This is a genomic window from Martelella sp. NC20 (genome assembly GCF_013459645.1).
GTDB lineage: Bacteria > Pseudomonadota > Alphaproteobacteria > Rhizobiales > Rhizobiaceae > Martelella.
Genome location: NZ_CP054861.1, coordinates 4,383,240 through 4,401,271, shown reverse-complemented (window position 1 = coordinate 4,401,271; position 18,032 = coordinate 4,383,240). Strand labels below are relative to the sequence as shown.

18 protein-coding genes are annotated in these 18,032 nt (G+C 62.8%); 12 read left to right on the top strand and 6 right to left on the bottom strand.

What is annotated here, in order from left to right:
- Nucleotides 1-17: 17 nt before the first annotated feature.
- The 9 genes from HQ843_RS21025 to HQ843_RS20985 all read left to right on the top strand — a co-directional run bounded on the left by HQ843_RS21025 (nucleotide 18) and on the right by HQ843_RS20985 (nucleotide 10,611).
- Nucleotides 18-878, top strand: coding sequence for an outer membrane protein assembly factor BamD (locus HQ843_RS21025; protein ID WP_180901359.1), 861 nt, complete (start codon nucleotides 18-20; stop codon nucleotides 876-878).
- Between the two features lie 29 nt (nucleotides 879-907).
- On the top strand, nucleotides 908-2,575 hold the full coding sequence (gene recN / locus HQ843_RS21020) for a DNA repair protein RecN (protein WP_180901360.1): 1,668 nt from the start codon (nucleotides 908-910) through the stop codon (nucleotides 2,573-2,575).
- A 231-nt stretch (nucleotides 2,576-2,806) separates the two neighbouring features.
- Nucleotides 2,807-4,249: a phospholipase D-like domain-containing protein gene (locus tag HQ843_RS21015; protein ID WP_180901361.1), complete on the top strand. Its 1,443-nt coding sequence runs from the start codon at nucleotides 2,807-2,809 to the stop codon at nucleotides 4,247-4,249.
- Nucleotides 4,250-4,289: 40 nt separating this feature from the next.
- A complete protein-coding gene (locus tag HQ843_RS21010) occupies nucleotides 4,290-5,132 on the top strand; it encodes an endonuclease/exonuclease/phosphatase family protein (protein WP_180901362.1) in 843 nt (280 codons plus the stop codon).
- Between the two features lie 312 nt (nucleotides 5,133-5,444).
- Nucleotides 5,445-7,592, top strand: a complete 2,148-nt coding sequence (gene ligA, locus HQ843_RS21005) for an NAD-dependent DNA ligase LigA (protein ID WP_180901363.1) — start codon at nucleotides 5,445-5,447, stop codon at nucleotides 7,590-7,592.
- A gap of 305 nt (nucleotides 7,593-7,897) precedes the next feature.
- The gene (locus HQ843_RS21000; protein WP_180901364.1) at nucleotides 7,898-8,380 is read left to right on the top strand and encodes a CreA family protein; all 483 of its coding nucleotides are present in this window, start codon (nucleotides 7,898-7,900) and stop codon (nucleotides 8,378-8,380) included.
- A gap of 66 nt (nucleotides 8,381-8,446) precedes the next feature.
- Nucleotides 8,447-8,920 carry a GFA family protein gene (locus tag HQ843_RS20995; RefSeq protein WP_180901365.1) on the top strand — a complete coding sequence of 158 codons (474 nt, stop codon included), beginning with the start codon at nucleotides 8,447-8,449 and terminating at the stop codon, nucleotides 8,918-8,920.
- Between the two features lie 37 nt (nucleotides 8,921-8,957).
- Nucleotides 8,958-9,554: an SCO family protein gene (locus HQ843_RS20990; protein WP_180901366.1), complete on the top strand. Its 597-nt coding sequence runs from the start codon at nucleotides 8,958-8,960 to the stop codon at nucleotides 9,552-9,554.
- A 175-nt stretch (nucleotides 9,555-9,729) separates the two neighbouring features.
- Nucleotides 9,730-10,611 (top strand): 50S ribosomal protein L11 methyltransferase, encoded by an 882-nt coding sequence (locus HQ843_RS20985; protein ID WP_180901367.1) that lies wholly within the window; start codon nucleotides 9,730-9,732, stop codon nucleotides 10,609-10,611.
- Nucleotides 10,612-10,635: 24 nt separating this feature from the next.
- Here HQ843_RS20985 and HQ843_RS20980 read toward each other — a convergent pair whose 3' ends face one another.
- Together HQ843_RS20980 and HQ843_RS20975 are read right to left on the bottom strand one after the other, a co-directional pair.
- Nucleotides 10,636-11,646: a GlxA family transcriptional regulator gene (locus HQ843_RS20980; RefSeq protein ID WP_180901368.1), complete on the bottom strand. Its 1,011-nt coding sequence runs from the start codon at nucleotides 11,644-11,646 to the stop codon at nucleotides 10,636-10,638.
- A gap of 274 nt (nucleotides 11,647-11,920) precedes the next feature.
- Nucleotides 11,921-12,088, bottom strand: a complete 168-nt coding sequence (locus tag HQ843_RS20975) for a hypothetical protein (protein WP_180901369.1) — start codon at nucleotides 12,086-12,088, stop codon at nucleotides 11,921-11,923.
- Nucleotides 12,089-12,209: 121 nt separating this feature from the next.
- Here HQ843_RS20975 and HQ843_RS20970 point away from each other — a divergent pair, with 121 nt between their 5' ends.
- Complete coding sequence (locus HQ843_RS20970) at nucleotides 12,210-13,115, top strand: LysR family transcriptional regulator (RefSeq protein WP_180901370.1); 906 nt, start codon at nucleotides 12,210-12,212, stop codon at nucleotides 13,113-13,115.
- Between the two features lie 26 nt (nucleotides 13,116-13,141).
- Here the strand turns inward: HQ843_RS20970 and HQ843_RS20965 are convergent, their stop codons facing one another.
- A complete protein-coding gene (locus HQ843_RS20965; protein ID WP_180901371.1) occupies nucleotides 13,142-13,750 on the bottom strand; it encodes an exopolysaccharide biosynthesis protein in 609 nt (202 codons plus the stop codon).
- Nucleotides 13,751-14,033: 283 nt separating this feature from the next.
- On the opposite strand from HQ843_RS20965, the gene HQ843_RS20960 reads away from it, so the two are divergent.
- Entirely contained in the window at nucleotides 14,034-14,195 is a 162-nt protein-coding gene (locus HQ843_RS20960) for an entericidin domain-containing protein (protein WP_180901372.1), read from the top strand.
- A 71-nt stretch (nucleotides 14,196-14,266) separates the two neighbouring features.
- Here HQ843_RS20960 and HQ843_RS20955 read toward each other — a convergent pair whose 3' ends face one another.
- Genes HQ843_RS20955 through HQ843_RS20945 form a run of 3 tightly spaced genes read right to left on the bottom strand, consistent with a single transcriptional unit; the run spans nucleotide 14,267 to nucleotide 16,478 of the window.
- Nucleotides 14,267-15,346 carry a Gfo/Idh/MocA family protein gene (locus tag HQ843_RS20955; RefSeq protein ID WP_180901373.1) on the bottom strand — a complete coding sequence of 360 codons (1,080 nt, stop codon included), beginning with the start codon at nucleotides 15,344-15,346 and terminating at the stop codon, nucleotides 14,267-14,269.
- Nucleotides 15,343-15,675, bottom strand: coding sequence for a hypothetical protein (locus tag HQ843_RS20950; protein ID WP_180901374.1), 333 nt, complete (start codon nucleotides 15,673-15,675; stop codon nucleotides 15,343-15,345). Before HQ843_RS20950 ends, HQ843_RS20955 begins: the two co-directional genes overlap by 4 nt.
- Nucleotides 15,672-16,478 carry a fructosamine kinase family protein gene (locus HQ843_RS20945; protein WP_180901375.1) on the bottom strand — a complete coding sequence of 269 codons (807 nt, stop codon included), beginning with the start codon at nucleotides 16,476-16,478 and terminating at the stop codon, nucleotides 15,672-15,674. The genes HQ843_RS20950 and HQ843_RS20945 overlap by 4 nt, the downstream gene beginning before the upstream one ends.
- 105 nt (nucleotides 16,479-16,583) lie before the next feature.
- On the opposite strand from HQ843_RS20945, the gene HQ843_RS20940 reads away from it, so the two are divergent.
- Complete coding sequence (locus HQ843_RS20940) at nucleotides 16,584-17,987, top strand: FAD-binding oxidoreductase (RefSeq protein WP_180901376.1); 1,404 nt, start codon at nucleotides 16,584-16,586, stop codon at nucleotides 17,985-17,987.
- Nucleotides 17,988-18,032 lie beyond the last annotated feature (45 nt).

Genomic DNA, 18,032 nt, shown 5'->3' with positions numbered 1-18,032 from the left:
CAACTGGGGCACAAGCAATGTCGGATACTCAGAACCGGAAAAGACAGGGGCCGTTTCGCGCAGCAGCGCTGCCGTTGGCGATAATTGTCGGAGCAGGTATCGTTCTGGGCGGATGCTCCAGGGACAAGGATGTCGACATCTCCACGCTGCAGTATGAGGCCGATCCGCCCCAGCAGGTTTATGACGAGGCGCTTGCCAATATCAACGCCGGCAAGGTGAGCGAGGCGTTGCGCAAGTTCAAGTCGGTCCAGGACCAGAACCCGCTTTCCGATTATGCCCGTCAGGCGCTGCTGATGCAGACCTATCTGCAGTATCGCTCGCGCAAATATGAGGCGGCGGTCAAGTCCGGGACCCGCTATGTCCAGCTTTATCCGAACTCGGAGGACGCGGCCTATGCGCAGTATCTGGTCGGACTTGCCTATTCCAAGGAGATCGTCGACGTCACCCAGGATCAGACGGCTGCCGATCAGACCATCGCCTCGATGCAGAAGGTGATCGACAACTATCCCGATTCCGATTACGCAGGCGATGCGCGCGCAAAGATCCGCTATGCCCGCGACCAGCTTGCCGGCAAGGACATGCAGGTCGGCCGCTACTATCTCGAGCGCAAGGACTATGTCGCCGCCATCTCCCGCTTCAACCAGGTGGTTGACGAATATTCCGATACCAACCAGATCGAGGAAGCGCTGGAGCGGCTGGTGGAAGCCTATTATGCCATGGGCGTCGTCTCCGAGGCACAGAACGCGGCCTGGGTGCTCGGCCACAACTATCCCGACAGCCCGTGGTATGCACGTGCGTACAAGCTGCTGAATTCCAAGGGGCTTCAACCCAAATCGTCCGGCCGGGGCTCCGCTGTTACGGACGCCACGCCGAGCTAAACCGGCGCATTCGCCAGGGCGCGAACAACATGCTCGTCCAGCTTTCCATTCGGGACATCGTTTTGATCGAGCGGCTGGAGCTTGACCTCGGCGCGGGTCTTTCGGTGTTGACCGGTGAGACCGGCGCGGGAAAATCCATTCTGCTCGACAGCCTTTCGCTCGCGCTCGGCGCGCGCGGCGATGGCGCATTGGTGCGTCACGGGCAGGAGTCCGGGCAGGTGATCGCGGTGTTCGATGTGCCGACGGATCACCCGGCGCGGCTTCATCTGCGCGAAAACGATCTCGATGACGATGGCGACCTGATCTTCCGGCGCATGCAATCCGCCGATGGCCGCACCCGCGCCTTCATCAACGACCGGTCTGTGAGCGTGCAGATGATGCGCCAGGCCGGCCGGCTGCTCGTGGAAATCCACGGACAGCATGACGAACGCGCGCTGATCGACACCGATGGCCACCGCCGCCTGCTCGATGCATTCGGCGGGCTGACGGGCGATGCCGAGTTTGTGGCCGGCCTCTATCGCGGCTGGAAGGACACGGAGCGCAAGCTGAAGCAGCACCGGGCCCATATCGAGGCGGCGATGCGCGAGGCGGATTATCTGCGCGCCTCCGTGGACGAGCTTCAGGAGCTTGCGCCGGTCGACGGCGAGGAAGACGCGCTGGCCGAAAAGCGCGCGAATATGATGAAATCCGAGCGGATTGCCGGCGATATCGCCGAGGCGCTGGAATTTCTGAACGGCAATGCCTCGCCGGTTCCGATGATCGCCTCGCTGGTGCGGCGGCTCGAACGCAAGTCGCACGAGGCGCCGGGGCTTCTGGAGGAGACGGTCGAGCTGCTGGATGCAGCGCTTGAAAAGCTCTCCAGCGCGCAGATGGAGGTCGAGGCCGCCCTCGATCGCGCCGCCTTCGATCCGAAAGAGCTGGAACGCACCGAGGAACGGCTGTTTGCGCTGCGGGGCGCCGCGCGCAAATACAGCGTGCCGGTCACCGAGCTTCCCGCCCTTGCCGAGCGCATGGTCGCCGATCTGGATGAACTCGACGCCGGCGAGGCGAAGCTTGCGGCGCTGACCGAGGCGGTGACGGTCGCCGAATCCGCCTATTTTTCGGCCGCGCGCGCGTTGTCATCACGCCGCATGGTGGCTGGAGAGCAGTTGAGCGCCGCCGTGATGGCGGAACTGCCGGCGCTGAAGCTGGAGCGGGCCCGTTTTACCGCCGTGGTCTCGGCCGACGACGACGCGGCTGGCGCGGAAGGCATCGATACCGTCTCCTTCGAGGTTCAGACCAATCCGGGCACCAGGGCGGGACCGATCATGAAGGTCGCCTCCGGCGGCGAACTCTCGCGTTTCCTGCTGGCGCTGAAGGTCGCGCTTGCCGACAAGGGCTCGGCGCCGACCCTGGTCTTCGACGAGATCGACACCGGCGTCGGCGGCGCGGTGGCGGACGCGATCGGCCAGCGACTGAAGCGGCTGGCCGAGAATGTCCAGGTGCTTTCCGTGACCCATGCCCCGCAGGTGGCCGCCCGTGCCGGCGGACATTTCCTGATATCCAAGGGCGACCGTGGCAAGGATACCGTCAGCACCCTTGTCGAGGTGATCGGTCCGGAAGCCCGCCAGGAGGAGATCGCCCGGATGCTGGCCGGCGCCAAGGTTACGGCGGAGGCGCGCGCGGCGGCGGCGAAACTGCTGGCCGGCGATGGCTGATCGGTGTTTGCTGATATAGGATGAAGACGAATGCGGAACCGCTTCCGGCAATGTCCCCTCAAGGGGCGATTGAGGGCGGCGACGTTGACGGACAGAATAATCGCCTCCATTTTCCGGCGGCATATCGAGCGTCGGGCGAAAAAGTGGAATCCGGTTTTTCGTTAACCCGACGCGTCAAAATGAAGAATCTGGAGCATCGGGCGATGCTCCAGAACAAGGGGACTGCCGTCGATGGAGACTTTTCTGGAACATTACTGGCCGCATATTCTGGCGGTGATTTCCTTCCTTCTCGGCGCGACCGCGGCGATCCATGCCGCGATGACCAAGGATGAGGTGCGCGCCGCGATCGGCTGGGTCGGCGTGATCATGCTGTCGCCGCTTCTGGGCGCCGCGATCTATGCGGTTGCCGGTATCAACCGGATGCGCCGGGCCTCGATCCTCGACAAGCGCGGCAATGTGCCCGCCGCCGTCGCCAATGAGGAGAAGGAGCACCATGTAGAGCGTGCGGCGATCGTCTCCGCCTTCGGTTCGCGCATGGGGGCGATGTGGAACCTCGGCAACCGCGTCTCGGGCATGCCGGCGACCGAAGGCAATGCCATTCACCTGCTGGAAACGGGCGACGAGGCCTATGCCGCCATGCTGGAGGCGATCGACAAGGCCGAGCGCTCGATCCTGATGGAAACCTATATCTTCGATTCCGACGCTATCGGCCGCCGGTTTGTCGACAGTCTCGATGCGGCGGTCAAGCGCGGCGTCGAGGTGCGGATTCTCGTCGATTCCATCGGCGCGCGCTATTCCCGCCCGCGCATCACATCGCTTCTGCGCGAACGCGGCATCCGGGTCGCGACCTTCAACGGCGCCGTGCTTTTGAAAATGCGGCTGCCCTATGCAAATCTGCGCACCCACCGCAAAATTCTGGTGATCGACGGCGAAACGGTTTTCGCCGGCGGCATGAATATCCGCGCGGCCTTTACCGGCCCGAACGCCGCCCACGATACCCATTTCAGGCTGCGCGGCGCGGCCGCGGGCGACTATTTCACCGTGGCTGCCGCCGACTGGTTTTTCGAAACCCGTGAAAAGCTCGATGGTCCGGCCTGGAAGGTTTCCGCCCCGGAAACCCATGAGGGCGTGATCGCCCGCGTCGTGCCGTCCGGACCGGATCGCAATCTCGGCAACAACAACAGCATGATCATCGGCGCGCTTTCGGTGGCGCAAGACAGCGTGATGATCATGTCGCCCTATTTCCTGCCCGATCGCGACCTCCTGTCCGCGCTGGCAACAGCCGCAAAGCGCGGCGTCGCCGTCGATATCATCGTGCCGGGCAAGAACAATCTGGGGCTCGTCGACAAGGCCATGACGGCGCAGTTCGAGGAGATACTGGAAGGCGGCTGCCGGATCTGGCGCGACAACGGGCCGTTCAACCATTCCAAGCTGATGACGATCGATGGGCGCTGGTCCTATCTCGGCTCGTCCAATCTCGATTCGCGGTCGCTGCGGCTGAACTTCGAAACCGATCTCGAAGTCTTCGACACCGGCTTTGCCGCCGAGCTTCAGGCCCGCATCGGCGCCGCGCGGGCCAATTCCACCGAGGTGACGATCGCGAAGCTGAAAAGCAGGCCGTTCCCCTACCGGCTCCGCGACCGGATTTTCTGGTTGGGATTGCCGTATCTCTGAAAACTGCCCATATTCATGGTCATTGAACTGCGTGTGAAACATGAGCCCGATGAAATCTCCGCTTGCCAATGCCTTGCTGCGCTCCTTCCGTGAAAACGGAAAACGCCCGGACGAGGCCGTGCCGATCGCAGGCGCGGGGCTCAGGGTCGCGACCTACAATGTCCATAAATGCGTCGGCGTCGACGGCCGTTTCGATCCCGACCGCACCTTCGAGGTGATCCGCGAGATCGGCGCCGATCTGATCGCCCTTCAGGAGGCCGACACCCGTTTCGGTGAGCGCACCGGGCTTCTGGACCTCAAGCGTATCGAGGCCGAGACCGGGCTGGTCGCCGTGCCGGCGGAGGCGAGCGTGCGCGCCCATGGCTGGCACGGCAATGTGCTGTTGTTCCGCGATGGCGCGGTGCGCGACATTCACCGCGAGAAGCTGCCGGGACTGGAGCCGCGCGGCGCGCTGCTGACCGAAATCGAACTCAAGAACGGCATCACTCTGCGTGTGGTCGCCGTTCATCTCGGTCTGTTCCGGGCCTCGCGCCGACAGCAGGCCGATCACATTCTCGGCCTGCTCGGCAATCGCGCGGAAACGCCGACGCTGATCATGGGCGACATGAATGAGTGGCGGCTCGGCAATGGTTCGGCGCTGCGCCGGTTCGAGGACAGCTTCGGCGCGCTGCCGCCGGCCAGGGCGAGCTTTCCGGCGCGCTGGCCGGTTCTGGCCCTCGACCGCATCATCGCCAATCGCGACAATCTGGTGGCCGACCTCGCCGCCCATGATTCGCTGCTCGCCCGCGTCGCGTCCGACCACCTGCCGCTGACGGCGCTGCTCGATACCGGGGTCTTGAGCGGTGAGCCCGATGCGACGACGGTGGCGCGGGCTTCTGGGTGAACGAACGCGCAGCCCGCCCGGGCTTTCAGTTGATTCTTATGCCCATCAGCCTCAATCTCTCCCCTTGAGGGAGAGATGCCCCGACAGGGGCAGAGAGGGGTGAACCCTCTCCGAGAGCACGGCGTCTGCGGTTTACGCCCATACCCCCTCTGTCGCTTTCGCGACATCTCCCCCTCAAGGGGGGAGATTGTGGGCTGCGAGGCCCGGTTTCGAACGAAGCTCATCGAAGGCGGCAGCGCCATCGCCATCAACCGGCTTCCATTTCTGAGCAAACCGCTCTAATTCAGCGGGGGAGCTGCGAAGGAGTGTGACATGGCGAAGAAACCGGTCGAGGAACTGTCCCGCGATGAGGCTGAGGCGGAGCTTTCGCATCTCGCCGGGGAAATTGCCCGCCACGACGCTGCCTATCACGGCAAGGATGCGCCGGAGATCAGCGACGCCGAATATGACGCGCTGAAGCAACGCAATGATGCGCTGGAAGCGCGGTTTCCCGACCTGATTCGCGCCGACAGCCCGTCCCGCCGGGTCGGATCGACGCCGTCGGAGGCGTTTGCGCCGGTGGTTCATGCCGTGCCGATGCTTTCGCTGGGCAATGTGTTCTCCGACGAGGATGTGCAGGATTTCATCGCCTCGGTCTATCGCTTCCTGGGGCAGATGCCGGACGGCTCGATCGCCTTTACCGCCGAGCCGAAGATCGACGGGCTGTCGATGTCGCTGCGCTACGAGGACAGCGTGCTTGTGTCCGGGGCCACGCGCGGCGACGGGGCGACAGGCGAGAACGTCACCGCCAATGTCCGCACCATCGACGAGATCCCGAACCGGTTACCGAAGGGCGCGCCGGCTGTCGTCGAGGTTCGCGGCGAAATCTATATGGCCAAGAGCGATTTTGCAGCGCTCAACGCAGCGCTGGCCGAGGACGGCAAGCCGACCTATGTCAACCCGCGCAACACCGCCTCCGGCTCGCTGCGCCAGCTCGACCCCAAGGTGACGGCGAGGCGCAAGCTGAAATTCTTCGCCTATGCATGGGGCGAAATGTCGGACATGCCGGCCGATACCCAGATGGGCATGGTCGAGACGTTCGAGAAATGGGGCTTTCCTGTCAATCCGCTGATGCGGCGGCTTTCATCGGTGGATGATCTCATCGATCACTACCGCGAGATCGGCGTTCAACGCGGCGATCTCGATTACGATATCGACGGCGTCGTCTACAAGGTCGACCGGCTCGACCTCCAGGCAAGGCTCGGCTTTCGCTCGCGCTCGCCGCGCTGGGCGACGGCGCATAAATTCCCGGCCGAACAGGCGATCACAAGGCTTCTCAACATCGATATCCAGGTCGGTCGCACCGGGGCCCTGACGCCGGTCGCGCGGCTGGAGCCGATCACGGTCGGCGGCGTGGTGGTGACCAATGCGACGCTTCACAACGAGGACTACATCGCCGGCAAGGGCTCCAATGGAGAACTGATCCGCGAGGGGCGCGATATCCGGATCGGCGACTATGTCATCGTCCAGCGCGCCGGCGACGTCATTCCCCAGATCGTCGATATCGTGGCCGACAAGCGACCCGATGATGCCGAACCCTATCAATTTCCCGATCAATGCCCGGTCTGCGGCGCTCATGCGGTGCGCGATATCAACGAGAAGACCGGCAAGCTCGACGCGGTGCGGCGCTGCACGGCCGGGTTCTCCTGCCGGGCGCAGGCGGTCGAGCACCTGAAGCATTTCGTCTCGCGCAACGCCTTCGATATCGAGGGGCTCGGCGTGAAGCAGGTCGATTTTTTCTTCGAGCATGATGACCCGGCGATCGCGATCCGCACCGCGCCTGATATCTTCACGCTGGAGCGGAGGCAGGCCGCCGCCCTGACGAAACTTGAAAATTTCAACGGCTTCGGAAAGACCTCGGTCGCCAATCTCTACCAGTCGATCAACGAGCGGCGCCAGATCGCGCTCAACCGCTTCATCTTCGCGCTCGGCATCCGCCATGTCGGGGAAACCACGGCAAAGCTTCTGGCGCGCTCCTACGGCTCTTATGCGTCCTTCGAAAAGGCGATGCGGGAGGCGGCGAGCGGGGCGGGCGAGGCCTGGGACGACCTCAACAATATCGACGGCATCGGCGTCGTCGTCGCCCGGGCGCTTGCCGAGTTCTTCGCCGAGGAGAAAAATACCGACGTCATCGCCCGTCTTCTGGAGGAAGTGACCCCGGAAGACGACCAGCAGCGTATCGATACGTCGAGCCCGGTCGCCGGCAAGACCGTTGTGTTCACCGGCACGCTCGAAAAAATGACGCGGGATGAGGCCAAGGCCAGGGCGGAAAGCCTCGGCGCCAAGGTCTCCGGCTCGGTCTCGAAGAAGACCGATATCGTGGTCGCCGGGCCCGGCGCCGGGTCCAAGCTGAAGAAGGCCGAGGAGCTTGGCGTTCAGACCATGGACGAGGATGAGTGGCTGGCGCTGATCGGCGGATGATCCGTTCTGGGCGGGCGGTATATTTGGCTTCTCCGCACAGCCCCCAATCTTCTCGCCCCGGAGGGGAGAGATGTCGCGACAGCGACAGTGAGGGGGGAGTCTATCAATACGGAAGCCCTCACAAGACTGACACGCTGCTTCACCCTCACTCCCCCTTTCGGGGGTATCTCTCCCGCAGGCGGGAGAGAGTATTGGGAGCGAGCCGCACAGCAACTATGCAATCGCCTGCCGTCTCAGACCTCAGCCGCTTGTATAGCGTCAGCAACCACCTATCTTGAGAGAACGGATTTTCAGGGAGTTTCGATATGAAGCGGTTTGGCGTTGCCCTTTGTGCGGGTCTGTTTATGGCGGGTCTTGCGCAGGCGGAACAGGTCGGCGAGGTCGGGGTCGACTGGGTCGGCAACGATATTCTCATCGAAGCCTTGCATGACCCTGAAGTCGAGGGCGTGACCTGCCACATCGCCTATTTCGACCGTTCGATCATCGACCGGCTGTCGAAGGGCAACTGGTTCGAAGATCCGTCGAATTCCTCCATCGCCTGCCGTCAGACCGGGCCTATCAGGATCGGCGAAATCGATCTCGACATGAATGGCGAGGAGGTCTTCCGGGAAGGGCGCTCGCTGATCTTCAAGCAACTCGTCATCAAGCGCATCTATGACAAGGCGAACCAGACCCTGATCTATCTCGCCCACACCCGCGAGATCACCGAGGGCTCGGCCAAGATGTCGATGTCGACCGTGCCGCTTTATGGCCAGGATATCGTGTGGGAGAATGGCGCGCCGCAATAAGCGCGGCCAGGAAAAGTGGATGCCGGTTTTTCGTCCGGCCGCGCGTAAAACGACCAGGAGGGCGTCATGAGACTTGAAGCGAGCTGTCAGTGCGGCAAGGTTTCCTATTCGGTCGAAAGCCGTACGCCATACCCCTATATGCGCTGCTATTGCAGCATCTGCCGCAAGCACGCCGGTGGCGGCGGCTACGCCATCAACCTCGGCGCCGACGCCGATACGCTGGCGGTGACGGGCGGCGAGCACAAGCGTTTCTATCACGCCCGCATGCATGACGGCGAAAGCCACGGCGAGCGGCATTTCTGCGGCAATTGCGGCAGCGCGCTCTACCTCTATGACGCGCGCTGGCCGGAACTGGTGCATCCAATTGCCGCAGCGGTCGACACCTCCTTGCCGCATCCGCCGGAAATCGTGCATATCATGCTCGACTCGAAGGCCAACTGGGTGGACGTGCCGGAAGGCCCGGGCCACGTCCATTTCGGCGGCTATCCGGAACTCTCGATCGAGGACTGGCATCGCAGGCACGGTCTTCTGGAGGAATAGGGCGGCGCTTGTCGTCGCCCCGCAAAAAGGGGTGGGTATGAAAACCTTTCGTCGTGTGCTCTGGGCTTCCGTCGCTGTCATTTGCGCGGTGCTGATCTGGCTGGTCTATGAAATTGGCGAGACCAATGAGGAGATGATGAACATCCCCTTCGGCCCCTCGTTCCAGCTTACCGCCGGCGATGGCGAGCCGATCACCGAACAGGCGTTGCGCGACAAGCCGACCGCGATCTTCTTCGGCTTCACCCATTGCCCGGAAGTGTGCCCGACCACGCTTTACGAACTGAACGGATGGCTGCATCAGGTCGATCCCGACGGCGACCGGATCAACGCCTACTGGATATCGGTGGACCCGGAGCGCGATACGCCGGAAACCATGGAACTCTACCTTTCCAACGTTTCCGACCGGATCGGGGCGATTTCCGGCGATCCCGACAAGGTGCGCGCGGCGCTCGACAAGTTCGGCATCTATTATGAAAAAGTGCCGCTCGATCCCGATCAGCCGGACGGCGACTACACGATGAACCACAATGCCTCGGTGTTTCTGCTCGATGATGGCGGTGTACTGAAGGGCACGATCGCCTATGGCGAAGCCCCCGATGTCGCGGTCCAGAAGCTCGAAAACCTGATCAACTGACGGGTCCCGGCCTTGCCATTGCCTGCCCGGCGGCTTATCGCGGTCGGGATAGAGCGCGTCCAGGAAAAGTGGATGCCGGTTTTCCGTCCGGACGCGCGTGAAAACAGAGAGACAGAGCATTTCCTGTGCCCCGATTGTCACTGGAAATGCTCTGGATTCCATGAAAGGCCGGTCAGTGAGCCAGATCAGACTTTACGTCACCACCAGTGAAGCCGGCGCGGGGCGGGTGCTCGACGCGCTTTCCGCAGCAATCGGCGAGGAGCCCTATGCGCTGGCGACCATGGAAATCGACGAGAAGGCCGATCGCTGGGAAGCTTCGGTCTATCTCGAAGCCGATGAGGAAGAGGCGCTGAGGGCGATCTTCGCGGATGCGCTGAAGGCCGTTTATGACGAGAGCGGCCCGGCGATCGAGAAGGAAGTGATCGCGGACATCGACTGGATCGCGAAATCGCTGGAAGGGCTGAAGCCGGTGCGCGCCGGTCGCTTTCTGGTTCACGGTTCGCATGATCGCCATCATCGCCGCGCCGGCGATATCGCCATCGAAATCGAGGCGGGGCAGGCGTTCGGAACCGGTCATCACGGCACCACCAGCGGCTGCCTCGAAATGATCGATACCGTGCTGAAGGCCGAATGGCCACGAAGCGCGCTCGATCTTGGCACGGGCACGGGCGTTTTGGCGATGGCGGTGCGCAAACTGCGCCCGATCCCGATACTGGCGACCGATATCGATCCTGTCGCCGTCGCCGTGGCGCGCGACAATGCGCGCGCGAACGGCATCGTCTCCGGCATCGATTTCGTCACCGCGCCCGGCTTTCACCATGCGGCGTTCGCCGCGTACGCGCCTTTCGACCTGATCATCGCCAATATTCTCGCCCGTCCGCTGATGAGGCTCGCGCCGGGCGTGAAGCGCAATCTTGCGCCGGGCGGGGCGGTCATCCTCTCCGGCATTCTGGCCGAACAGCGCTGGAAGGTGCTTTCCGCCTATCGCACCCAGGGCATGCGCCACGAGCGCACCTATTGGCGCAACGGCTGGGTGACGCTGCTGCTCAGGGGGTAGGGCAGGGCCGGTTAACGGCTTGCGTCAGACCGCCAGCCCAATCGCGGCTTCGCGCACCGACATGCGGGCCTGGCGGCGCTGGGCGCGTTCCTGCTGGGGGGAACACTGGTAGATCTCGCGGTAGCATTTGGAAAAATGCGAGGCCGAGACGAAACCGCATGCAACCGCAACGTCCACGATCGGCATGGTCGATTGCGCCAGAAGACGGCGGGCGCGGTCGAGCCGGATTTCAAGGTAGTAGCGCGCCGGCGAGCGCCCCATTTCCTGGCGGTACAACCGCTCGATCTGGCGGCGCGACAGCCCGACCGCGTCGGCGATCTCGATCAGCGACAGCGGTTCGGCAAGATTTGCCTCCATCAACTCGATGATCTGCAGCACCTTGCCGTTCTGGACGCCGAGACGGGCACGCAGCGGCAGGCGCTGGCGTTCGGATGACAGGCGCACCCGGTCGGTCAGCGCCTGCTCGCAGATCGCGTTGACCAGCCCCTCGCCGAATTCCCGGCCGATGAGATGCAGGATCATGTCGAGCGAGGCGGTGCCGCCGGCGGACGTATAGATGTTGCGGTCGATCACGAACAGATCGGCATGCGCCTCGATTTCCGGCCAGGTCTCGGTAAAGCCCGGCATGTTTTCCCAGTGGATCGCGCAGCGGCGGCCTTTCAGCAGGCCCGCGCGGGCCAGAAGGTGGGTGCCGGTGCACATCGCGCCGATGCCGCAGCCGCGATTGTTGAGCTCGCGCAGCCAGGCCTCGAAGGATTTGTTGTAATAGTCCTCGACGTCGATGCCGGAACAGACCAGCACCAGATCCGGCCGCTTCTCGCCCATCAGCGCGCGGCGCTCGTCGGCAAGCGAGGTATCCGCTTCGATGGCGATGCCGCTCGAGGAACAGACCTTCAGCCCGCTGTCCGAGGCGATCCGCCAGCGATAGGCCTCGTAGCCGAGCATCCTGTTGGCGATGCGCAGCACCTCGACTGCGCTGGTAAACGGCAGCAGTGAAAATTGCGGAACGAGATAAAAGACGAACGATCTTACCATGATGGACACCGCCGCGCTGAGAGCCGGATTCGACACTTGAGAAAATACAATTTCTGCAAGAAACCGGGTCGCCAATAGTCTGTTTACGACATTGACACAGACAAATGCGGCGGGAAAGAGAGCGAGGATGTGAATGGATCGATTTTTCCGGACCGCGACGGCCGGCAGTCAGGAAAGCAGGCGTGTTTCCTGGCCGTTCCGCCCTTGGTTCCACCCCGGCCGGCCGTGCCCTTCGACGCAATAGGGGGATGGCCGGCCGGGGTCGGAGCGGTCTTCAATCATGCCGCCAGTACCGGTCATCGGAAAGGATATCCTGCCGCAGATGCGGCGGGATCCGTTTGATATTCTCCTCGCGGCGCTGCTGCCTGGAAATCTGCTCCTGCAGATTTGCGAAGGCGACGATCGGTGCGACCAGGTGGTGCAGTATGGCAAACAATCCCATGACTTTTCTCCTTCAAGCGTTGGCAAGCGCGGGTTGTGAGGAAAAGATAGGCGGATTTGACGTTCAATCAAACGAAATGTAATTATACATTCAGTCAAAAATATTGATCTAAGAGAGCGCCATGACCCTCAGCCTGCAAACGCCCCTGCCGGTTCTTGACAATGATATCCTGCGCACCTTCGTCGCGATCGCCGAAACCGGAAGTTTCTCCGGGGCCGCCGAACGGGTGTTCAGAACGCCGTCGGCTGTGTCTATGCAGATCAAGCGGTTGGAAGAACTCGTCGGCGTTTCGCTGTTCGTGCGCGATTCCCGTTCCGTCCGTCTTACCCGCAGCGGGGAGACGCTGCTGGCCTATGCCCGGCGCATGCTGGCGCTTTCCAATGAGGCGATGTCGCGTTTCCGCCATCCCGATATGCACGGCGTGGTGCGGCTCGGCGCGACCGACGATATCGGTGAGCGTATTTTGCCGACGGTGCTCAAACGCTTTGCCGAGGCATTTCCGAGCGTGATGGTGGACGTCACGATCGACAACTCGATCGGCCTTTCGCAGCGCATGCGCGAGCAGCGCCTCGATCTCACCTTGCTGAACTCGGGCGACCTGCCGGGCAAAGATGAGGACGGCGAACTGATCATGCGCGAGAGGCTGGTCTGGGTCGGCGCGAAATGCGGCACGGCCTATCTCAAGGAGCCGCTGCCGGTGTCGATGTGGGAGCAGACCTGCTGCTGGCGTCACGAGGCGGTGCGCAAGCTTGCCGAGGTCGGCCGGCCCTATCGCGTCGCCTATCTGAGCGCGACCACCATGGTTCAGCGCGCGGCGGTGCTTTCCGATCTCGCCGTGGCGCCGATCGCCGCCTATTACGTCACCGACGACATGGAAGTGCTGGGGCCCGACAAGGGGCTTCCCGAACTCGGGCATTACGACATCCGGCTGAGGTTTTCGGATCAGCGCGGCGAACTGATCGATGCTGTTGCCGATGCGATCCGCCACGCCCTGCAGCCGGCACAGCTTGCCAGCCGGGTTGCCTGATCCGTTGAGAAAATGCCGGCAAGGTGTTAGAAAAGCAGGGCGATCAATGCGCCCGCCGCGACCACGACCAGGCCCGCGAGCAGGATCGAGATCACGCCGGTAATGATGCCGATGATCAGGCCATAGCCGTCCCGCTCGGTATCCGACAGCCCGATCACCGCCAACGCAAAGGCGGGGAGCCAGTTGCCGAACGGGATCGGCATGAACACCACCAGCGACAGCAGAAAGGCGAAGGCCCCGAGGAGGCGTTCCGACCGCCGGGTCTTCAGAAACCAGAAACGCGGACGGACGGCGCTTTCGATCCAGCGCAGCCAGGGCAATATCCGCTCCAGGAGCGCCAGGAAGCGCGCGCCATCCATCGAGTATTGCGCGATCCGCTCCGGCAGCCAGACGCGCTTGCGGCGCGATGCCATCATCTGCCAGCTGACGAGGATCAGCGGTAGGCCGAGCACCAGCGTCGCCCCCGGCGGCAGGGGGATCAGGTTGGGGATGGCAAACAGCACCAGAAACGCCCCGAAGGATCGTTCCGCCAGTACGCCGTCAAGCTGATCGAGGCTGACCCGCCCGTCCGGTCCCGGCTGCAGGCGGGCGAGAATGGCGGAGAGCTTGTCACTGTCTTCCGGATGTTCGTTCAACGGCGGCTTCCTCTGTTTGCGACCCCGAAGGGCTACAGGAAAATAGTGCGCTGACGCGGCGTTTGAAAGTGCCGCAACCGCATCTATCCGATCAACGGTCGCGCCTGTGCAAACCCTGTTGCCATCCTGTGGACAAAGGGTGGAGAGAGCGTGGAAAACCCGTGGATGCCCGGTCGCCGGGAGGCGCGCCGGAGTGGCTCATCGCGTTCTGCAAACAAAGGCCGGAACTTGAGGCAGTCCTGCACGTTTAGGAAACATCCGAACGATAAATCAGGAGTTCGAAATGTTTAAGGGTAAGGTCATCCTCGCTTCCATTCTGTTTGCAGTGGGCAGTCTGCTTGCCTCTTGCGGCAACACCATCGAGGGCATGGGACAGGATACGGCAAACGCGATCGACGCGACACAGAATGCCGGCCAGTCGATCGACAGCGCTGCAAGTTATTAATCCATATCACTGATTTTGCAGCAGAAAGTCCGGGCCAAGCGCTCGGGCTTTTCGCTTTGCGGCAGGCCGGATCAGATTGCGTTCTGCCAGCCGTTGTAGAAAGCATGGTCCGCCATCACGGGCAGGGCAACCGCGCTGTAGGTCTTGGCCGACCAATAGGCGGCGGTGGCGAAATCGAGGCTGTGGCGGGCATCGGCAAGGGTCAGCGGCAGCGGCGTCTTGGTGCAGATCGCCTTGTGGAAATCCTGCATCTGCCCGGCAAAGCCCGTGGGCGGTGGAGCGAATTCGGCCAATGCCTCGTCGATCCGCCGTCTGGTTTCCTCATTGGCCGGAATAAAGCGCCAGGGCGCGTCCTCGGCTGTGAAATCGGGTCGGCTGTCGGTCTCTATGATCATGTTCTCGAAGCACAGACGCATGCGGCTCATCGGCTCCACCGAGCCGAGCGTCGCGGATGTGGTGGCGAGCGCGCCACAATGCAGTTCGACGCTGACGCTGGCGCAGTCCTCGACCTCGATGCCGCTGTTGACCCGGGTGGCGATGCGGGCAAACAGTGATCGCACCGGGCCGAGCAGGTAGAACATCAGATCGTTGGCGTGGATGGCGTGGTTCATCAGTACGCCGCCGAGCGCATCGGACCAGTGCCGGCGCCAGTCGTGATTGTAATAGCTTGCATCGCGCAGCCAGTGGACCTCGCAGGTCGCGACATAGGGCTTGCCGGCAATGCCGGTGGTGATCAGGTGCTTGGCTTTCTGCGCGCCGTCATTGTAGCGATACTGCATGATCGGCATGACATGGCCGCTGGAGCGCGTCTCGGCATCGAGCAGTTCATCGATATCGGCAAGCGAACCGACCAGCGGCTTTTCGCAGATCACATGTTTTCCGGCCTTGAGGGCCGCGAGCATCAGGGGTTTGTGGGTGCCGGGCGGGGTGCAGACATCGATCACGTCGATATCCTCCAGGCCGAGGACCTCGAGATAGTCGGTCTCGCGCCGCTCGACGCCGAACTGATCGCCGACCGACCGCAGGCGCTCGGCGTCGATATCGCAGATGGCGGCGACTTCGAAGCGCTCCGGGTTGGGCAGGTAACCGCGTCTGATGTGCGTTTGGCCGACGCCCAGGCCGACAACGGCGACTTTGAGTTTTCTCGTCATTCCAATGTCCTGTAATGCATATCTCGGACGTATGCTTTCAATGCCGTTCCGGGCCTTCGGGCGCTGTCAATGCCTTGTGGAGGACGATCCGGCAGGATGGGGCGCGCGGAGTTGGCAAGGGTTTTAGGGATCAAAACAAACTCGATACAACAATCATGCTTTCGGCAAGCGACCGCCAGCATGGTCCGTTTTTCCCGCTGGCAAAGCTTTGTCACTTTATCGCCATGTTCGGGCTCGTATGGCAAGCCCCCTGCTTGATTCGATGACAACCGGATCGATTTTTCAGGTGAACGGCGGCGCTTAACTTTTTGACAAAACACAATTTTCAATGGCCTGCCTGCGTCAGAAAACCTTCCGCCATCGATCTGTAGCCCGAACCGAAGAGCCTGAGATGCACCAGCGCGGGCCAGAGACTGTAGACGGCGCGCCGCTCCTCAAAACCCGGATCGAGCGCGCCATAATGCGCGTAAAACCGGCCGTCGAGATGGCCGAACAGTTCGGCCATCGCCAGATCGACCTCGCGATCGCCATAGTAGCAGGCAGGATCGATCAGGGCCGTCACGCGCCGGCCCGACGCCATGACATTGCCCGACCAGAGATCACCGTGGAGCAGGGCGGGCGGCGGGGTGTCGGGAATGATGTCGCCCAGTGCGGCGGCGAGGCGTTCGACCCGACGTGCGAGCGGAGCCGGCAGTTCGGCGAGATTGTTGAGCAGGCGGTGGTCGCGCCAGAAGGCGACCCATGACGGGGTTTCGTCATTGCGGATGACAACCCTGCCGAAAGCGTAATCCTCGCCGAAGCCATAAAGCCTGTCGTTCGGATGGTGCAGAGCTGTCAGGACGCGCGCCAGATCGGCTTCCGCGCCCGAAAATCCGCTGCGGCCTTCAACTTCCTCCATGATGAGCAGGGTATCGTCGGCGGCGATCACGTCTGGCGCCGGCGCGCCGGTCGCCGCGATCAGGCGCAGCATTTCAGCCTCCAGCGATGGTGCCGGGCCGGTCTTGACGATGTAGCTCTCTCCCGTCGCGGTTACGGCGCGCATCAGCGCGGAAAGGTCGCCGCTTGAAAAATGCGTGAGCGTGACGCTTTCGACGCCGAGCAGGCGGGCGGTATGGGTTTCGCGTTCATTCATGGTCGTTCCGTGGCTGAGGTCGCTCTGGACGCCGGGGGCAATGCTGTCATAAAAGCAGTCACCGCCGCCTGAAGGCTACGGCAGTTTACGCGTGGAGTGCAAGCATTGGCCATCGAAGACGTCACGACCCGGTTGAGAAACCCCGAGGCGGCACAGACCGTCATCGCCATCCTGCAGCAGCGGTTCGCCGACAAGGTGCAGACCGGCGAGGCCTTCCGCGCCCAGCATGCCCACACCACCACCTATCTGCCGGCACAGCTTCCCGACGCCGTGTTCTTTGCCGAAAGCGCCGACGACGTGAAACAGGTGGTCAGGGTCTGCGCTGCCCACAAGGTGCCGATCATACCCTTCGGCACGGGTTCCTCGCTCGAGGGGCAGGTGAACGCGCCCGAGGGCGGCATATCGATCGATTTTTCCCGCATGAACCGCGTGCTGGAGGTCAATGCCGAGGACCTCGATTGCCGGGTGGAGCCCGGCATCACCCGCGAGGAACTGAACGAATATCTGCGCGATACCGGCCTGTTTTTCCCGATCGATCCGGGCGCAAACGCCTCGATCGGCGGCATGGCCTCGACCCGCGCCTCCGGCACCAACGCCGTGCGCTACGGCACGATGAAGGACGTGGTGCTGGCGGTAACGGCGGTGACGGCGGATGGCGAGGAGATCGCGACCGCCAGGCGCGCGCGCAAATCCTCGGCCGGCTACGACCTGACGCGGCTTTTCGTCGGCGCTGAGGGAACGCTCGGCGTGATCACCTCCGTGACGCTGAAGCTTGCCGGCATACCGGAGAAGATCGCCGGCGGCGTTTCCTCCTTCGCGACGCTCGAGGATGCCTGCAACGCGGTGATCATGACCATCCAGATGGGCATTCCCGTCGCCCGCATCGAATTGCTCGATGCCCTGCAGGTCAAGGCCTGCAATGCCTATTCCGGTCTCGATTTTCCCGAAACGCCGCTGCTGCTGCTGGAATTCCACGGCAGCGAACAGGCGGTCGCCATGCAGTCGGAGCAGTTTTCGGAGATTGCCGCCGAATGCGGCGGTTCGGAATTCGTCTGGACCGCCAATGCCGAGGAGCGCAACCGTCTGTGGAAGGCGCGCCACAATGCCTATTGGGCGGGCAGGGCGTTGAAGCCTGAGTATGAGGGCTTCTCGACCGATGTCTGCGTACCGATCTCGCGCCTTGCCGAGTGCATGCGCGAGACCCAGGCCGATATCGCCGCAGAGGGCATTCTGGCGCCGGTTGTCGGCCATGCCGGCGACGGCAATTTTCATCTTCTGGTGCTGTTCGACAAGGACAAGCCCGGCGAGATCGAGCGGATCGAAGCCTTCACCGCCCGCCTTGCCGAGCGCGCGATCGCCATGGGCGGCACCTCGACCGGAGAGCATGGCGTCGGCCAGGGCAAGAAGCGCGTGGTCGGCAAGGAACTCGGCAGCGCGATCGCCGTGATGCGCGCGATCAAGCAGGCGCTCGACCCGGACAATATCTTCAATCCGGGCAAGATTTTCTGATCGTGTGCGCCATAGGCCCGAACTGGTTTGCTATAGTACGCTGTG